Origin of the sequence: Streptococcus sp. ST16 (assembly GCF_046098135.1) — a bacterium.
In the GTDB taxonomy this organism is placed as follows: Bacteria; Bacillota; Bacilli; order Lactobacillales; family Streptococcaceae; genus Streptococcus.
Genome location: NZ_JBJUSE010000004.1, coordinates 43,278 through 60,183, shown reverse-complemented (window position 1 = coordinate 60,183; position 16,906 = coordinate 43,278). Strand labels below are relative to the sequence as shown.

15 protein-coding genes are annotated in these 16,906 nt (G+C 42.4%); 10 read left to right on the top strand and 5 right to left on the bottom strand.

Translation table 11 applies throughout. The features are described 5' to 3' along the window. Positions 1-8: 8 nt before the first annotated feature. A complete protein-coding gene (locus ACIY14_RS04090; RefSeq protein WP_409001619.1) occupies positions 9-914 on the top strand; it encodes a DMT family transporter in 906 nt (301 codons plus the stop codon). Between the two features lie 44 nt (positions 915-958). Here the strand turns inward: ACIY14_RS04090 and ACIY14_RS04085 are convergent, their stop codons facing one another. Together ACIY14_RS04085 and rsmG are read right to left on the bottom strand one after the other, a co-directional pair. Next, complete coding sequence (locus tag ACIY14_RS04085; protein WP_409001618.1) at positions 959-2,242, bottom strand: uracil-xanthine permease family protein; 1,284 nt, start codon at positions 2,240-2,242, stop codon at positions 959-961. Between the two features lie 253 nt (positions 2,243-2,495). Next, positions 2,496-3,209, bottom strand: a complete 714-nt coding sequence (rsmG, locus tag ACIY14_RS04080) for a 16S rRNA (guanine(527)-N(7))-methyltransferase RsmG (RefSeq protein ID WP_409001617.1) — start codon at positions 3,207-3,209, stop codon at positions 2,496-2,498. A 93-nt stretch (positions 3,210-3,302) separates the two neighbouring features. Here rsmG and ACIY14_RS04075 point away from each other — a divergent pair, with 93 nt between their 5' ends. Further along, positions 3,303-3,863, top strand: a complete 561-nt coding sequence (locus tag ACIY14_RS04075) for a LemA family protein (RefSeq protein ID WP_409001616.1) — start codon at positions 3,303-3,305, stop codon at positions 3,861-3,863. A 1-nt stretch (position 3,864) separates the two neighbouring features. Beyond that, entirely contained in the window at positions 3,865-4,764 is a 900-nt protein-coding gene (gene htpX, locus ACIY14_RS04070; protein ID WP_409001615.1) for a zinc metalloprotease HtpX, read from the top strand. A 44-nt stretch (positions 4,765-4,808) separates the two neighbouring features. Here htpX and ACIY14_RS04065 read toward each other — a convergent pair whose 3' ends face one another. Together ACIY14_RS04065 and ACIY14_RS04060 are read right to left on the bottom strand one after the other, a co-directional pair. Further along, entirely contained in the window at positions 4,809-6,368 is a 1,560-nt protein-coding gene (locus tag ACIY14_RS04065; RefSeq protein WP_409001613.1) for an ATP-binding cassette domain-containing protein, read from the bottom strand. Positions 6,369-6,811: 443 nt separating this feature from the next. After that, on the bottom strand, positions 6,812-7,141 hold the full coding sequence (locus tag ACIY14_RS04060) for a hypothetical protein (RefSeq protein WP_049485337.1): 330 nt from the start codon (positions 7,139-7,141) through the stop codon (positions 6,812-6,814). 167 nt (positions 7,142-7,308) lie between these two features. Between ACIY14_RS04060 and ACIY14_RS04055 the strand changes: the two genes are divergently transcribed. The 7 genes from ACIY14_RS04055 (at position 7,309) to ACIY14_RS04025 (ending at position 16,465) form a co-directional block, all read left to right on the top strand. Beyond that, positions 7,309-7,851 carry a YceD family protein gene (locus tag ACIY14_RS04055; RefSeq protein ID WP_409001612.1) on the top strand — a complete coding sequence of 181 codons (543 nt, stop codon included), beginning with the start codon at positions 7,309-7,311 and terminating at the stop codon, positions 7,849-7,851. Further along, a complete protein-coding gene (gene nth, locus ACIY14_RS04050; RefSeq protein WP_409001610.1) occupies positions 7,852-8,481 on the top strand; it encodes an endonuclease III in 630 nt (209 codons plus the stop codon). A 211-nt stretch (positions 8,482-8,692) separates the two neighbouring features. Continuing rightward, on the top strand, positions 8,693-9,214 hold the full coding sequence (gene pyrR / locus ACIY14_RS04045) for a bifunctional pyr operon transcriptional regulator/uracil phosphoribosyltransferase PyrR (RefSeq protein WP_000850018.1): 522 nt from the start codon (positions 8,693-8,695) through the stop codon (positions 9,212-9,214). 18 nt (positions 9,215-9,232) lie between these two features. Beyond that, positions 9,233-10,156, top strand: coding sequence for an aspartate carbamoyltransferase catalytic subunit (locus tag ACIY14_RS04040; RefSeq protein ID WP_409001609.1), 924 nt, complete (start codon positions 9,233-9,235; stop codon positions 10,154-10,156). Between the two features lie 49 nt (positions 10,157-10,205). After that, complete coding sequence (locus tag ACIY14_RS04035) at positions 10,206-11,285, top strand: carbamoyl phosphate synthase small subunit (protein ID WP_061417970.1); 1,080 nt, start codon at positions 10,206-10,208, stop codon at positions 11,283-11,285. Positions 11,286-11,732: 447 nt separating this feature from the next. Next, positions 11,733-14,909, top strand: coding sequence for a carbamoyl-phosphate synthase large subunit (gene carB / locus ACIY14_RS04030; RefSeq protein WP_409001608.1), 3,177 nt, complete (start codon positions 11,733-11,735; stop codon positions 14,907-14,909). 221 nt (positions 14,910-15,130) lie between these two features. Continuing rightward, positions 15,131-16,465 (top strand): Nramp family divalent metal transporter, encoded by a 1,335-nt coding sequence (locus ACIY14_RS04025; RefSeq protein ID WP_409001607.1) that lies wholly within the window; start codon positions 15,131-15,133, stop codon positions 16,463-16,465. 116 nt (positions 16,466-16,581) lie between these two features. Here ACIY14_RS04025 and ACIY14_RS04020 read toward each other — a convergent pair whose 3' ends face one another. Continuing rightward, a complete protein-coding gene (locus ACIY14_RS04020; RefSeq protein WP_000710762.1) occupies positions 16,582-16,824 on the bottom strand; it encodes a type B 50S ribosomal protein L31 in 243 nt (80 codons plus the stop codon). Positions 16,825-16,906 lie beyond the last annotated feature (82 nt).

Below are 16,906 nucleotides of genomic sequence, written 5' to 3'. Positions count from 1 at the left end.
GGAGAAGCATGTCAAAAACCTTAAAAGGAACTCTATTTACAGTAGTGGCAGGGATTGCTTGGGGCTTGTCTGGAACCAGTGGCCAATATCTGATGGCACACGGGATCTCTGCTCTAGTCTTGACCAATCTGCGGCTTATCATTGCAGGTTTGGCACTGGTAGCCTTATCCTATATGACTGTAAAGGATAAACTCTATGCTTTTTTAAAAGACAGAAAAAGCCTTTTATCTCTCTTATTGTTTGCCTTGTTTGGACTTTTCTTAAACCAGTTTGCCTATCTTTCTGCCATTCAGGAAACCAATGCTGGCACGGCGACAGTTCTCCAGTATGTATGCCCCGCTGGGATCTTGGTTTATACTTGTATCAAGGACAAGGTGGCGCCTACACTGGCTGAGATTATTTCGATTGGATTGGCTATAGGAGGAACTTTTCTGATTGCGACGCACGGGAAAGTTGACCAGTTGTCTGTCACACCTGCTGGACTTTTCTGGGGCCTCTTTTCTGCCTTGACCTATGCCCTCTATATTATCCTCCCCATCGCTTTGATTAAGAAGTGGGGCAGTATTTTGGTGATTGGTGTTGGGATGGTTATTTCTGGTGTGGTGGCTCTTCCCTTCACAGGAGTCTTAAAGGTCAGTATACCGACTAGCCTAGATTTTCTCTTTGCATTTGCTGGGATTATCATCATCGGAACTGTCTTCGCCTATACAGCTTTCCTAAAGGGAGCTAGTTTGATAGGCCCTGTTAAGTCTAGTTTATTGGCTTCCATAGAACCAATATCAGCTGTTTTTTTTGCCTTTCTGATTATGAAGGAACGGTTTTATGCGATTGATTTTGTCGGTATGGCCATGATTTTACTTGCAGTAACTATCATTTCTTTGAAAGATTTACTGTTGGAAATGAAGAGTAAGTAATTCAAAAAATCCACTCAATCGAGTGGATTTTTGTGTCTGAATGACTAGTCTTTATTTTCATGTGGCAAAATCAAGTTTAAGATGATTCCTGTCATGGCTGATAGGGCAGTACCTGAAAGGGTTACTGGACCGAGTTTAAGGATTGCTCCACCAAGTCCAAGCACCAACATGGCACTTGCGATGATGAGGTTACGCATCTGGCTAAAGTCAACGCGTTCTTTGATTAAGACTTTCAAACCGTTGCTGGCGATAACTCCGTAGAGAAGGATAGACATACCGCCAAGTACAGCATTTGGGATTGTTGAGATTAAAGCAGTAAATTTACCAAGGAAGCTGAGAGCAATAGCGATAAAAGCAGCGTTACGGATAACGGAAACAGAAGCGATACGAGTCATCCCGATAACTCCTGTATTTTCTCCGTAAGTCGTATTAGCTGGTCCACCGAGAAAGGCAGATACAGATGTTGCAATACCGTCACCGAGAAGTGTACGGTGAAGACCAGGATTTTTCAAGAATTGACGGCCACAGATTTGGCTTAGGACGGTATGGTCACCGATGTGTTCTGAAATAGTCACGATAGCGATAGGCAAGATTGCGATTGTTTCAGGACCGAAGTACAAGTTGTATTCTTTAAAGGCACCACCAGTATTAAATGGCAAGTAGAAACCGGGAATTTCAAACCAGTTGGCTTCTAGAACAGGAGTGAAGTCAACTAATCCAAGCACTAGGGCAAATAGGTAGCCACCGATGATGGCGAAGAGGAAAGGAATGATACGGAGGAACCCTTTTCCTTTTGTATTGATAAAGGCTGCAATCAAGAACGTCACGACGGCTACAAGAGCATTTTTCCAGTTTCCATCTGCCACAAGTCCAGCATTCGTTACAGCAGAACCAGCAAGACCAAGACCGATAACGATGATCATAGGTCCGATAATGATTGGTGGCAAGAGTTTGTCAATCCATTTTGTACCAGCAAAACGAACACTTGCTGCTACAAGGACATAGACCAAACCAGTCAAGATAACCCCAGTTTGAGCGGCAGATACATCGCCACCCATTTCTTTCATGGCTAGAGACATAGCCGTGATAAAGGCAAATGAAGAACCTAGATAAACTGGAACCTTAAAGCTAGTAGAAATCATGTAGATAAGTGTTCCAATACCAGATGCAAAGAGAGCAACCGATACAGGCATTCCCAAAATTAAGGGAACGAGAATGGTTGCACCAAACATAGCAAACACGTGCTGGAAGCTTAGAAGAATGCCTTTACCAGCAGAAGGACGTTGATCAACGTCTAGTAACAAGTCAACAGTTGATTCCTGTTTCATAAAAACCTCACTTTTGGGCACCAAAAAAGAGCCCATTATTTTGCAGCAATAGGCCCTCAGAGTAAGACTTTTTAAAAAATAGCTATCTTTTAAAAATTTATATAAATCTGCGCCTTCGTCACCTCACAGGATGACATTAAAAACCTTTGCTTGTGATAGTATAGCAGAAAAAAATGATTTTGTAAATCATTTTTTCCTGAGCCTAGAAATGCGAGAGCAAGGCGAACTTTGTAAATATTTTTTACTAAAAAATTTAAAGTGGGCGTTTGTTTGGCATACCAGCCTTACGTGGATATTTATTTGGGGTCTCTTTTTTCTTTTCGACCACAGTGATGTAACGTGGATCTCCATTTGGTAGGGCGTAACTGAGATTATCTTCGACCTTACTAAAGAGGAGATTGAGGGCATTCTTGGCTTCTAGCAATTCCTCAGGCGCATTGCTGGCTTTGAGTGCCAATAGGTTTCCACCAACTTTAAGGTAGGGAATGGTCAACTCAGATAAGACTTGCATACGGGCAACAGCGCGAGCTGTCACTATATCAAACTGAGCACGGAAGTTCTTGTCTTGGGCAAAGTCTTCTGCACGTCCATGGTAGAAGTGAACTCCGTCCAAATCCAGCTCCTGAGCCAATAGTTGGAGGAAGTTGATGCGCTTATTCAGCGAATCAATGATGGTCACATCCAGCTGTGGATAGAGGATTTTCATAGGAAGACTAGGAAATCCTGCCCCAGCTCCGATATCAAGAAGTTTGATCGTTTCATTTGAAATCAAACCTTGTAGGATGGGTGCAATCGAATCATAAAAATGTTTGAGGTAGACTTCTTCTTTGTCTGTAATAGCAGTCAGATTAATCTTTTCATTCCACTCGACCAAGAGTTCAAAATACCGTTCAAATTGTTCTTTTTGCTGATCAGAAAGTGGAAGATTTTGCTCGGCAAGCAAGCTGTAAAATGTTTCTGGTTTCATAGTAGTTTCCTTCTCTAGTATCATCTTATTTTACCATATTCATTAAAATTTTGATATACTGGTATTAATCTAAAAGCAGAAAGGAATAAGATTATGACTTGGATTATTCTTGGAGTTTTGGCTCTGATTGTTATTTTTGTGATTGTTAGCTATAACGGTTTGGTGAAAAATCGTATGCAGACCAAGGAGGCTTGGAGCCAGATAGATGTTCAGTTGAAGCGTCGAAATGATCTCCTCCCTAACTTGATTGAAACAGTCAAAGGCTATGCCAAATATGAAGGTTCAACCTTGGAAAAAGTGACAGAACTTCGTAGACAAGTAGCCACAGCAACGTCACCGGCTGAAGCGATGAAGGCCAGTGATGCCCTTACCCGCCAGATTTCTGGTATCTTTGCAGTAGCAGAGAATTACCCAGACTTGAAAGCTAGCGCTAACTTTATCAAATTACAAGAAGAGTTGACCAATACAGAAAATAAAATCTCTTACTCACGCCAACTCTACAACAGTGTTGTCAGCAACTACAATGTAAAACTTGAAACTTTCCCAAGTAACATCATCGCAGGACTATTTGGCTTTAAAGCTGCAGACTTCCTTCAAACACCTGAAGAGGAAAAGGCAGTTCCTAAAGTTGACTTTAGCGGTTTAGGTGACTAAGATGTTGTTTGATCAAATTGCGAGCAATAAACGAAAAACCTGGATTTTGTTGCTGGTTTTCTTCCTACTCTTGGCCTTGGTTGGTTATGCGGTTGGCTATCTCTTCATGCGCTCAGGTCTTGGGGGGATGATCATAGCCCTAATTATCGGTTTTGTCTATGCCTTAACCATGATTTTCCAATCAACAGAGATTGTCATGTCTATGAATGGGGCGCGTGAGGTTGATGAGCAAACGGCGCCAGACCTCTACCATGTTGTGGAAGATATGGCCATGGTCGCTCAGATTCCCATGCCACGTGTTTTCATCATTGAGGATTCTTCTTTAAATGCCTTTGCAACAGGTTCGAATCCGCAGAATGCGGCAGTTGCAGCCACTTCAGGTCTTCTGGCTATCATGAATCGCGAGGAACTGGAAGCTGTTATGGGGCATGAGGTCAGTCATATCCGAAACTACGATATCCGCATTTCGACCATTGCTGTCGCCCTTGCCAGTGCCATTACCCTTCTGTCTAGTATGGCAGGCCGTATGATGTGGTGGGGTGGTGCTGGTCGCAGACGGAGCGATAATGATCGTGATGGCAGTGGACTTGAGATTATCATGCTTGTCATCTCTCTCTTAGCCATTGTTCTGGCACCTCTCGCTGCAACCTTGGTGCAATTAGCCATTTCCCGTCAGAGAGAATTCCTGGCGGATGCATCCAGTGTGGAGCTGACCCGCAATCCTCAAGGGATGATCAATGCACTGCGCAAGTTGGACAATAGCGAGCCAATGCATCACCATGTCGATGATGCTAGTAGTGCACTTTATATCAATGATCCCAAGAAAGGTGGCGGACTTCAAAAACTCTTTTACACCCACCCACCTATCTCAGAACGAATCGAACGCTTGAAACAAATGTAAACAAAATCCAGAGATTGGCTCTGGATTTTTGCTATATTCAAAATTTATAAATCTTGTAAATCAAGGACTTCTAAACCATCTTCTGTCATTCGATAGAGGCTCGTACAGACCTCTTTTAAGAAACGTCGATCATGAGATACAGTAATCAGCCCACCTGGATAAGTGGCAAAGAGTTTTCGGATTTCTGGTTGAGAAGTGGGAGAAAAGTTTCGTGTAGGCTCATCCAGGAGAAGAAAGTTTGGTTTGCGCAGGACTAATTCCAAGAGAAGCAGTTTACCTTGTTGACCACCAGATAAGGAACGGATTTGGTGTTGCATCTCTGGATAACTGAAATTGAGACTGGCTAAGTGGGATTGGATTTTCTGTAGTTCCTCTTTTTGCCCTGTTTGGCTGAGGTAGCCTACTGGAGATAGATTTAATTCCAGTTTTTTGTGGTAATCTTGTGGCATAAATCCAAGCGAAATCTCTCTTTTGTCGCTTAGAAGTTGATGTAATTTTGCTAAAAGAGTGGATTTGCCAACGCCATTAAGACCGATAATACCGATTTTATCTTGACCACGGACAGTTAGTTGAATTCCTCGAACCAAAACTTGCTCACCAATGGACAAATTTTCCTTCTCCAGTTGGATTAAGACTTTAGAAGCTGCTAATGGCTGTATATCTGAGAAGAATAGTTGAATTTGTTCTTCTTCAAGTGGCTTTTGGGTCATGGACTGGGCTTCCTTTTCAAAGCGTTTTTCTTGAGAGAGAACAGTTTTCATCTTTTTAGCCAGTAAGCGCCCAGCAACATCGTTTTTAGTGTTACGCAAGGCAGTTTCTACATTTTGCTTGACGCGACGATGCTTTTCCATGGTTTTGTCATAGGCTCTCTGGTCGTTAGTAGCTTGCTGGCTTTGTCTGGCAAAATTAGCCTTTCTCTGCTCACTGTAGAGATCATAGTCTAAATGCTCGACTAGCGTTTCCGCTTCTTTCCGGTGCTTGACCAGTCGTAAGTGGACAATAGTATCTGCCGTCTGAGAAAGAAAGTCTTCATCATGGGAAATGAAAATAACGGTTTGCCTCATCTTTTGTATCTGACTTTTTAGCCAATCAACCGTTTCAAGGTCTAGGTCATTTGAAGGTTCATCCAAAAATAGAATCTCAAAGGGTTTGGCTAACTCATGTATGAGCTGAATTTTCAAAGCTTCGCCACCTGATAGACTGCCAATTTCTTGGTCGCTAGCAAAACGGTCGCTATCAAAGTGCAACTCCTCCGCCAAACGATAAAGAATACTGTAGTCTAAATCAGCGGAATCTAAAAAGAAGTAATCGTGTAGAGTCCTACTTTTTAGATCCTCAGGTAACTTTTGAGGAATGTAGGCCAGTGACTGAAGGTCAGACTGGATGTCTCCCTTGATAGTGAAATCAGGAAATGCTTCCCCCATTAAAGCTCGTAGTAAGGTTGATTTGCCATTTCCTTCTTCACCAATAATAGCAACTTTTTCCCCGTCTTGGATAGTCATGCTTAAGTCAGATACAAGGTCTCGTAAATCTTTGTTTTGTGTGATGGTTAGATGATTGATTTTTATCATATTGTTGCCCTTTCTAGAATGTCCATAATGCATAACAAAAAGCTCTACTTTACCTAGTAGAGCCCAAAGTCACTGTCAAGAACGCCATTATCCATGTCAAAAATCTTGTCAACCTAGGTCAGTCTAACCCTATCCAACCTAAGAGGATCAGATGGTTAGCTTTCTAGTTTTTTGGATTTTCAAAGAGGATAAAGTACTAGAAAATCTAGTACAAAAAGAGCATGCAAAAAGAGACAAAAACAAGATCTACTAAATAAAGTTCTTTATTTGATAGACTTAGTTCTTCATGTCTCCCTTACCTCCGAGTATTAGTATCTCTATCCTATACCTTTCAGGAAATTTTGTCAATAGAAAACTGGAAATTCTAGGTTTTATACTCAATGAAAATCAAAGAGCAAACTAGGAAGCGACCCGAAGGCTTTACTTGAGTACGGCAAGGCGAAGCTGACGTAGTTTGAAGAGATTTTCGAAGAGTATCAGAATCCGAAAACAGGTCCATAAAGAGTCAGTACGTGTTTGACGTGCTCGTAATGGAACTTGTCATAGTTGCGCCAAGCAGTACGAGCTTGATCGTTTAGTTTTAGGCTCCCTAGTCCAATCAGTAGACTGGTACGTTGGTAAAATTTCTCGAGGTCGATTAAGATACTGTTGTCAAGCTTTTCCGCTTTTTTAAGTTCCTTGAGAGTGCTGTTCAGCAGTTCTTGTAGACGGAAATCATCGGCTGTACCTTGTTTGCAACTTTGGTAGCTTTTATTTAACTCGGATAGGAGTTGGTAAGCTTGGTTGATTAGTGCTTTGTCTTCCATATGAGCATCCTCCTTGCTCTGATGTATTCTTGCCTATAGTATAGCACTAAACAGAAAATATGTCATAGTAAATATGTTAAAAAGGAGATTTTAATATCAAAGTTTGGAAGGCTGACTTGTAGCCTTTTCATGGTATAATCAAGTGAGTAAATCTTTATGGAGGAAATATGAAGTTAAATATTCAAGAAATCCGTAAGCAGCCTGAAGGCCTACATTTTGAACAAGCTTTAGACCTGGCATCAGACTTGCGTGCCCGTAATCAAGAAATTTTAGATGTCAAAGATATCCTTGCGGTAGGGAAGGTCCAATACGAAGACCGCATGTATTTCTTAGATTATCAACTATCTTACACCATTGTCCTTGCTTCCAGTCGCAGTATGGAGCCAGTTGAGTTGGCTGAGTCATATCCAGTGACAGAGGTCTTCATGGAAGGAGCAACCAATCAACTAGATCAGGAAGTTTTAGATGATGATTTGGTCCTTCCTATCGAAAATGGAGAAATCGACCTTGCTGAAAGTGTTTCGGATAATATCTTGCTAAATATTCCAATCAAAGTCTTGACAGCTGAAGAAGAGGCGGGACAAGGTTTTGTGTCAGGGAATGACTGGCAAATCATGACTGAGGAAGAATACCAGGCCCAACAAGCAGTCAAGAAAGAAGAAAACAGTCCATTTGCTGGCTTGCAAGGACTATTTAATGGAGACGAGTAGATGGTTTTATCCAAGAAACGTGCTCGTCATGTCATAGAGGAAATCATTGCCCTTTTTCCAGATGCTAAGCCTAGTCTTGATTTTACCAATCATTTTGAACTCTTGGTTGCAGTGATGCTGTCAGCCCAGACCACAGATGCCGCAGTAAATAAGGCCACACCAGGCCTCTTTGCTGCCTTTCCAACGCCGCAAGCCATGTCTGTCGCGACAGAGAGTGAAATTGCTTCACACATTTCTCGCTTGGGACTGTATCGAAATAAGGCTAAATTCCTTAAAAAATGTGCCCAACAGTTACTAGACGATTTTGATAGTCAAGTGCCTCAGACTCGAGAGGAATTAGAAAGTCTAGCTGGTGTTGGTCGTAAAACAGCAAATGTAGTATTGAGTGTGGGGTTTGGAATTCCTGCTTTTGCAGTGGATACTCATGTGGAGCGTATCTGTAAGCATCACGATATCGTTAAAAAATCAGCTACGCCACTTGAAGTAGAAAAACGTGTCATGGACGTCCTACCACCAGAAGAGTGGTTAGCAGCCCACCAGGCCATGATTTACTTTGGACGAGCTATCTGTCATCCCAAAAATCCAGAATGCGATCACTATCCCCAATTATATGATTTCAGTAATGTTTGAGGGGAACTCTGAAAAAGTTTTTACTTGATTTTAAGGGTGCTTTGTGCTATAGTAAATGATAACTAAATAATCCTTTAAACCTGTCCCGTGAGGCAGGCAAGGAGCGCGATAAAGTAGAAGGGTGAAGTCTATACTGTTTACAGTAGGGCTCGCTTGGCTATACATTTCAAGTCTCCTTGTAGAAGGAGACTTTTCTTTTTGGAGGTTTGTCATGAAGACAAAAGAAGTTGTAGACGAATTGACTGTCAAACGAGCGATTACGCGAATTACTTATGAGATTATTGAGCGCAATAAAGATTTGAATAAGATTATCCTAGCGGGGATAAAAACGCGTGGTGTTTTTATCGCTCATCGTATCAAAGAACGCTTGGAGCAGTTGGAAAACATCACTGTACCTGTTGTGGAATTGGACACCAAACCTTTCCGTGATGATGTTAAAAGTGGAGAAGATACTTCTTTGATTTCTGTTGATGTGACAGACCGTGAGGTTATTTTAGTGGATGATGTACTCTATACAGGCCGTACTATCCGTGCTGCTATCGATAATATTGTCGGACATGGCCGTCCTGCGCGCGTGAGTCTTGCGGTGCTAGTAGATCGTGGACATAGAGAATTGCCTATCCGTCCAGATTACGTTGGGAAAAATATCCCAACCAGTCGTTCTGAAGAAATCATCGTAGAGATGACAGAACTTGATGGTCAAGACAGAGTTCTGATTACTGAAGAAGCTTAGAAAGCTGAAGGAGTAGCCATGTCAGAAAATCAACAAGCATTGAACCATGTGGTTTCTATGGAAGACCTCACTGTCGATCAAGTGATGAAATTGATTAAGCGAGGAATTGAGTTTAAAAATGGAGCCCAGCTTCCTTATGAAGACCATCCGATTGTTTCAAATCTTTTCTTTGAGGATTCTACACGGACACATAAGTCCTTTGAAGTGGCAGAGATTAAGCTAGGGCTGGAGCGACTTGACTTTGATGTGAAGACCAGCTCAGTAAATAAGGGTGAGACACTCTATGATACCATCTTAACCTTGTCTGCGCTTGGTGTAGATGTCTGTGTGATTCGTCACCCAGATGTCGACTATTACAGAGAGTTGATTGCGAGTCCGACGATTACGACTTCCATCATCAATGGTGGAGACGGCTCAGGTCAACATCCTAGTCAGAGCTTGCTTGATTTGATGACTATTTATGAAGAATTTGGTCACTTTGAGGGTCTCAAGGTTGCTATTGCAGGTGACTTGGACCACTCACGTGTTGCCAAATCTAATATGCAGATTTTGAAACGCTTGGGTGCTGAACTTTTCTTTGCGGGGCCTGAGGAATGGAGAAGTCAAGAGTTTGCGGACTATGGACAGTTTGTAACCATTGATGAGATTGTTGATCAGGTGGATGTTTTGATGTTACTCCGAGTTCAACATGAACGCCACGAAAGTGGAGCCGTTTTTTCAAAAGAAGACTACCATGCTCAACACGGCTTGAACCAAGAGCGCTATAATCGCTTAAAAGAAACAGCAATCATTATGCATCCTGCTCCAGTTAATCGAGATGTGGAAATTGCTGACAACTTGGTTGAAGCTCCAAAATCACGCATTGTCCAACAAATGACCAACGGTGTCTTTGTTCGAATGGCAATCTTAGAATCCGTATTGGCGAGTAGAAACGCCAACTAAAACACAAGACGTTAAAAGACGCCAGTGAGCGTCCACGAGAGGTGAAAATATGACAAAAAGACTTCTAGTATTAGAAGATGGCACAGTTTTTGAAGGCAAGGCCTTCGGAGCAGATATTGATGTAACAGGCGAAATCGTCTTTAACACAGGGATGACCGGCTATCAAGAATCCATTACAGACCAGTCTTATAATGGACAAATCTTGACCTTTACCTATCCTTTGGTGGGAAATTATGGAATTAACCGTGATGATTATGAATCCATCATTCCAACTTGTAAAGGAGTTGTTGTTTTCGAAGAAGCGCGTAGAGCAAGTAACTGGCGCAACCAAATGACCTTGGATGAATTTTTGAAAGCCAAGAAAATCCCTGGTATTTCAGGAATTGACACCCGTGCTCTGACAAAAATTATCCGTAAGCATGGTACCATGCGTGCAACCCTTACACATGTTGGCGATACCATGGACCATATCACAGCCCAGCTCCAAGCAACAGTCTTGCCGACAGACAATATCAAGCAGGTTTCTACTAAAACTTCCTATCCAGCTCCTGGAGTTGGTTTGAGCGTGGTGCTAGTGGATTTTGGACTCAAGCACTCAATCCTACGTGAACTTTCTAAGCGTAACTGTAACGTGACGGTCGTTCCGTATTCAACAACGGCGGAAGAAATTCTCCACCTCAATCCTGACGGAGTTATGTTGTCAAATGGTCCAGGTAACCCAGAAGACGTTCCAGAAGCACTGGACATGATTCGTGGTGTGCAAGGGAAAATTCCAATCTTTGGTATCTGTATGGGACACCAACTCTTTGCTATGGCAAACGGGGCTAAGACCTACAAGATGAAGTTTGGTCACCGTGGATTTAACCACGCGGTACGTGAGATTGCAACAGGACGTGTAGACTTTACCAGCCAAAACCATGGTTATGCAGTTAGCCGTGAGGACTTGCCAGAGCATTTGATCATTACCCACGAAGAAATCAATGACAAGTCAGTTGAAGGAGTTCGTCACAGATACCAACCAGGTTTCTCTGTTCAATTCCACCCAGATGCAGCTCCTGGTCCACATGACGCAAGCTACCTATTTGACGAGTTTATCGAGATGATGGAAGCCTTTAAACAAGCAAACTAAGAACGAGTAAAAGCTCGTCGGAGAATTTATGTAACTGAACACGGACGGAAAGCTAGGAATTTAGAGAAACCAACTTGGATTGTCAATCCTTCCTTGGTTTCCTAAAATTCAATCGCTTTCTATTCGTCCTTTGTATCTTATTTAATGGCAACCTGAGAGTTGCCGAATAGAAAGGCAGGTCGTTTCTTTTAGTCGCTACCAGGCGAACTAAAAACTCCCTGCACTAGATTTTTTATCGAAAAATATCGTTTCTCTAAAAAATCGTCGTAGAATTTATTTAATGGCAACCCGAGAGTTGCCGAATAGAAAGGAGAAGATACATTGTTCGCGGAAGTGAACACGCCCTAAGAACTGTGTGAAAAAGATAAACATCGTCTTGACGCTAAAGGCGTCTGCACCGAGTTTCCTATTTTCACTTTGTTCTTGACGGGCTTTGTATCATAAACTATGCCTAAACGTACTGATATTCAAAAAATTATGGTGATTGGTTCTGGTCCGATTATTATTGGTCAGGCTGCTGAGTTTGACTACGCTGGGACCCAGGCCTGCTTGTCTTTGAAAGAGGAAGGTTATGAAGTTGTCTTGGTGAACTCAAACCCTGCCACTATCATGACGGACAAGGAGATTGCGGACAAGGTCTACATCGAACCGATTACACTGGAGTTTGTGACACGTATTCTCCGTAAGGAACGCCCAGATGCTTTGCTTCCAACTCTTGGTGGTCAAACAGGGCTCAATATGGCCATGGAATTATCTAAAAATGGTATCCTAGATGAACTTGGTGTCGAACTTCTGGGTACTAAATTATCGGCCATCGACCAAGCTGAGGACCGTGACCTCTTTAAACAATTGATGGAAGAGCTTGAGCAACCCATTCCAGAATCTGAAATTGTTAACACAGTAGAAGAAGCAGTTGCCTTTGCAGCAACAATCGGTTACCCAGTTATCGTCCGTCCAGCCTTTACCCTAGGTGGTACTGGTGGTGGTATGTGTGCCAACGAGGAAGAACTACGTGAAATCGCTGAAAATGGGTTGAAATTGTCACCTGTTACCCAATGTTTGATTGAACGTTCAATCGCAGGTTTCAAGGAAATCGAGTACGAAGTCATGCGCGATTCAGCTGACAATGCCCTCGTTGTTTGTAACATGGAAAACTTTGACCCAGTTGGAATTCATACAGGGGATTCCATTGTATTCGCCCCTGCGCAAACCATGTCAGACTATGAAAACCAAATGCTACGTGACGCGAGCTTGAGCATTATTCGCGCCCTCAAGATTGAAGGTGGGTGTAACGTTCAGCTGGCCCTTGATCCCCACAGCTTCAAGTACTATGTCATCGAAGTAAACCCTCGTGTATCGCGTTCGTCAGCCCTTGCTTCTAAGGCGACAGGTTACCCAATTGCTAAGTTGGCTGCCAAGATTGCAGTTGGCTTGACCCTAGATGAGGTTATCAACCCAGTTACAGGTTCAACCTATGCCATGTTTGAGCCAGCCCTCGACTATGTAGTTGCCAAGATTCCTCGTTTCCCATTTGACAAGTTTGAAAAGGGCGAACGCCGTCTTGGTACACAGATGAAGGCGACTGGGGAAGTTATGGCGATCGGTCGTAACATCGAGGAATCTCTTCTAAAAGCCTGTCGCTCACTTGAAATTGGGGTTCACCACAATGAAATGCCGGAGCTTGCTTCTGTTTCTGATGATGCCTTGATTGAAAAGGTTGTGAAAGCCCAAGATGACCGTCTCTTCTACGTTTCAGAAGCTATTCGCCGTGGTTACACACCAGAAGAAATTGCTGAATTGACCAAGATTGATATCTTCTATCTTGATAAACTCTTGCACATCTTTGAAATTGAGCAAGAATTGGGTGTCCATCCACAAGATCTAGAAGTCTTGAAAACTGCTAAACTTAATGGTTTCTCAGACCGTAAGATTGCGGAACTCTGGAAAACGACAGCTGACCAAGTTCGCCAAGTTCGCTTGGAAAACAAGATTGTCCCAGTTTACAAGATGGTCGATACTTGTGCGGCAGAATTCGACTCTGAAACACCATATTTCTATTCAACCTATGGATGGGAAAATGAGTCTATCAAATCTGACAAGGAATCTGTTCTAGTTCTAGGTTCAGGTCCAATCCGTATCGGACAAGGAGTTGAGTTTGACTACGCAACCGTTCACTCGGTTAAGGCTATCCAGGCAGCTGGTTATGAAGCCATCATCATGAACTCGAACCCAGAGACCGTTTCGACAGACTTCTCTGTGTCTGACAAGCTCTACTTTGAACCATTGACATTCGAAGATGTCATGAATGTCATTGACTTGGAGCAACCAAAAGGCGTTATCGTTCAGTTTGGTGGTCAAACAGCTATCAACCTTGCGGAGCCTTTGGCAAAAGCAGGTGTGACCATCCTTGGTACGCAAGTCGCTGACCTAGACCGTGCAGAAGACCGCGACCTCTTCGAGCAAGCCCTCAAGGATTTGGACATTCCACAGCCACCAGGACAGACAGCAACCAATGAAGAAGAGGCAGTGCTTGCAGCACGCAAGATTGGTTTCCCAGTCCTTGTTCGCCCGTCTTATGTCTTGGGTGGACGTGCCATGGAAATTGTTGAAAACGAAGAAGACCTTCGTTCTTACATGCGAACTGCTGTTAAGGCTAGTCCAGACCACCCAGTTCTTGTTGACTCTTACATCGTTGGGCAAGAGTGTGAAGTTGATGCCATCTCAGACGGAGAAAATGTCCTTATCCCTGGTATCATGGAGCATATCGAACGTGCTGGTGTCCACTCAGGTGACTCAATGGCCGTTTACCCACCGCAAACCTTGTCGCAAAAGGTTCAAGAAACCATTGCAGACTATACCAAACGCCTAGCAATCGGTCTTAACTGTCTCGGAATGATGAACATTCAGTTTGTAATTAAGGATGAAAAAGTCTACGTTATTGAGGTCAATCCACGTGCCAGCCGTACGGTGCCCTTCCTTTCTAAGGTAACTAATATTCCTATGGCTCAGGTAGCGACTAAGCTCATTCTTGGTCAAAGTCTTGAAGAACTTGGCTACCAAGATGGCCTTTATCCAGAAAGCACTCGCGTTCATATCAAGGCGCCTGTCTTCTCCTTTACGAAACTAGCTAAGGTAGATAGCTTGCTCGGGCCTGAAATGAAGTCAACAGGGGAAGTTATGGGTTCTGATACAACTCTTGAAAAAGCTTTGTACAAGGCTTTTGAAGCTTCTTATCTTCACTTGCCAACCTTTGGAAATGTGGTCTTTACCATTGCTGTTGATGCCAAAGAAGAGGCCTTGGACTTGGCTCGTCGTTTCCAAAATATCGGCTATGGTATCCTCGCAACAGAAGGGACAGCAACCTTCTTTGCCAGTCATGGACTTCAAGCCCAACCTGTTGGTAAGATTGGTGACGATGAACATGATATCCCAAGCTATGTCCGTAAAGGAAAAATCCAAGCTATCATCAATACTGTCGGAACCAAACGAACTGCTGATGAAGATGGTGAGCAAATCCGCCGTTCAGCCATTGAACACGGGGTGCCCCTCTTTACAGCCCTAGATACAGCCAATGCCATGCTCAAAGTACTGGAAAGCCGTAGTTTTGTCACAGAAGCGATCTAGTTGAGAAATATTTTTCACAGTTTTAAAGCCAGCGTCAAAAAACGCTGGCTTTTACAATACTGATATTGTTTATTTCAACTATCATTTGTTTTCTTAGGAATCATTCAAAAATGTGATATAATAAGGGTGAATTGGAAATAGGTAAACTATTTTCATCATTCTTTCAAAAAAATATTCTATTAAGAAATATGTAAAGACAGATTAGAAAGTGGGAAATCCCTATGTCCTCTTATGAAAAAGTCTCTCTTTCTGAGATCAATCAATCTATTGAGACTCCAAATAACAATCATTTTTGGCAAAATCTAAAAGCATTCTTAGGACCTGGTGCACTTGTGGCAGTTGGCTACATGGATCCAGGAAACTGGATCACCAGCGTGGTTGGTGGTGCCTCCTACAAATATAGTCTCTTATTTGTTATTTTGATTTCTTCCATCATTGCTATGCAGTTACAACAGATGGCTGGAAAGCTCGGTATCGTAACTAAGATGGACCTAGCACAGGCAACAGCTCATCATGCTCCCAAGTGGCTTCGCTATAGTTTGTGGGTGATTTTAGAATTAGCTTTAATGGCGACAGACTTGGCTGAGGTTCTAGGTTCAGCGATTGCCTTAAATCTTTTGTTTAAAATACCGATTATGATTGCTATCCTTCTAACCGTTTTAGATGTATTTTTGTTACTTTTATTGATGAAATTTGGCTTCAAAAAAATTGAAGCCATTGTTACGACTCTTATTTTAACCATATTAGCCATCTTTACCTATCTTGTGGCCTTATCTAATCCAAGTATCCAGGGGATCATTGGTGGTTATTTGCCAACTTCAACTTTATTCGAAACACCGTTACCAGGTCATGAAAGTCAATTGACCTTGGCTCTAGGGATTGTAGGTGCGACAGTCATGCCCCATAATCTCTATCTTCATTCCTCTCTATCCCAAACAAGGAAAATCAATCACAAAGATAAGAAGGATGTTCGAAAAGCAGTTCGCTTTATGACCTGGGATTCAAATCTTCAGTTGTCCCTAGCCTTTATTGTCAATTCCTTACTTCTCATTTTAGGGGCCTCCCTCTTTTTCGGTCATGCATCTGAAATTTCAGCTTTCTCCCAAATGTACAATGCTTTACAGGATTCGACAATAGCAGGAGCGATAGCCAGTTCCACTCTGTCAACTTTATTTGCTCTAGCCCTCTTAGCAAGTGGTCAAAATTCGACCATTACAGGCACTTTGACAGGACAGATTGTCATGGAAGGTTTCTTACATCTAAGATTGCCTCAGTGGCTTATCCGTATCGGTACCCGTATTTTTGCCTTGCTACCTGTGATTATAGTCGCCGTTTTATTTGGGTATCAGGAAAAAACCTTGGATCAGTTATTGGTTTATTCACAGGTCTTTCTTTCAATAGCTCTTCCGTTTTCAATCTTCCCCTTAATCTATCTGACTTCTAAGAAGTCACTGATGGGAGAATTTACCAATGCCAAGTGGAACACCATCCTAGGTTACGCAGTTTCTATTATCTTAACCATTCTCAATATCAAACTTCTTTTCGATATTTTTTAAACTTGTTTGAAATTAGTTCTCGGCACTAGCTTAAAGCTTGATATTGAGATAATAGTAGCAGTTGATTCATAAAAAGAAGTAAAAAAAAAGAACAGTTGAAACTGTTCTTTTTCTTATTATTTGAGACCGTATTTTTTGTTGAAACGATCCACACGTCCATCTGCTTGAGTGAACTTTTGACGTCCAGTGTAGAATGGGTGTGAGTCTGATGAAATTTCCACACGGATCAATGGGTAAGTTTCGCCTTCGAACTCAACAGTTTCGTTAGAGCGTTTAGTTGAACCGCTAAGGAATTTGTAACCAGTAGTTGTGTCCATGAAGACAACTGGGCGATATTCTGGATGGATATCTTTTTTCATTTTGCAATATTTCCTTTCTGCCATGGTCTCTTTGCGAGCCATAGATTGTTACCCTACTAGTCTATCAGATTCTGAAAAGTTT

Coding starts and splice junctions, on each gene's coding strand:
- ACIY14_RS04065 (WP_409001613.1), bottom strand. CDS start 6,368: ATGCATTATGGACATTCTAGAAAGGGCAACAATATGATAAAAATCAAT.
- htpX (WP_409001615.1), top strand. CDS start 3,865: ATGTTGTTTGATCAAATTGCGAGCAATAAACGAAAAACCTGGATTTTG.
- ACIY14_RS04060 (WP_049485337.1), bottom strand. CDS start 7,141: ATGGAAGACAAAGCACTAATCAACCAAGCTTACCAACTCCTATCCGAG.
- ACIY14_RS04040 (WP_409001609.1), top strand. CDS start 9,233: ATGTCAGAAAATCAACAAGCATTGAACCATGTGGTTTCTATGGAAGAC.
- ACIY14_RS04055 (WP_409001612.1), top strand. CDS start 7,309: ATGAAGTTAAATATTCAAGAAATCCGTAAGCAGCCTGAAGGCCTACAT.
- rsmG (WP_409001617.1), bottom strand. CDS start 3,209: ATGAAACCAGAAACATTTTACAGCTTGCTTGCCGAGCAAAATCTTCCA.
- ACIY14_RS04075 (WP_409001616.1), top strand. CDS start 3,303: ATGACTTGGATTATTCTTGGAGTTTTGGCTCTGATTGTTATTTTTGTG.
- carB (WP_409001608.1), top strand. CDS start 11,733: ATGCCTAAACGTACTGATATTCAAAAAATTATGGTGATTGGTTCTGGT.
- ACIY14_RS04090 (WP_409001619.1), top strand. CDS start 9: ATGTCAAAAACCTTAAAAGGAACTCTATTTACAGTAGTGGCAGGGATT.
- pyrR (WP_000850018.1), top strand. CDS start 8,693: ATGAAGACAAAAGAAGTTGTAGACGAATTGACTGTCAAACGAGCGATT.
- ACIY14_RS04085 (WP_409001618.1), bottom strand. CDS start 2,242: ATGAAACAGGAATCAACTGTTGACTTGTTACTAGACGTTGATCAACGT.
- nth (WP_409001610.1), top strand. CDS start 7,852: ATGGTTTTATCCAAGAAACGTGCTCGTCATGTCATAGAGGAAATCATT.
- ACIY14_RS04025 (WP_409001607.1), top strand. CDS start 15,131: ATGTCCTCTTATGAAAAAGTCTCTCTTTCTGAGATCAATCAATCTATT.
- ACIY14_RS04020 (WP_000710762.1), bottom strand. CDS start 16,824: ATGAAAAAAGATATCCATCCAGAATATCGCCCAGTTGTCTTCATGGAC.
- ACIY14_RS04035 (WP_061417970.1), top strand. CDS start 10,206: ATGACAAAAAGACTTCTAGTATTAGAAGATGGCACAGTTTTTGAAGGC.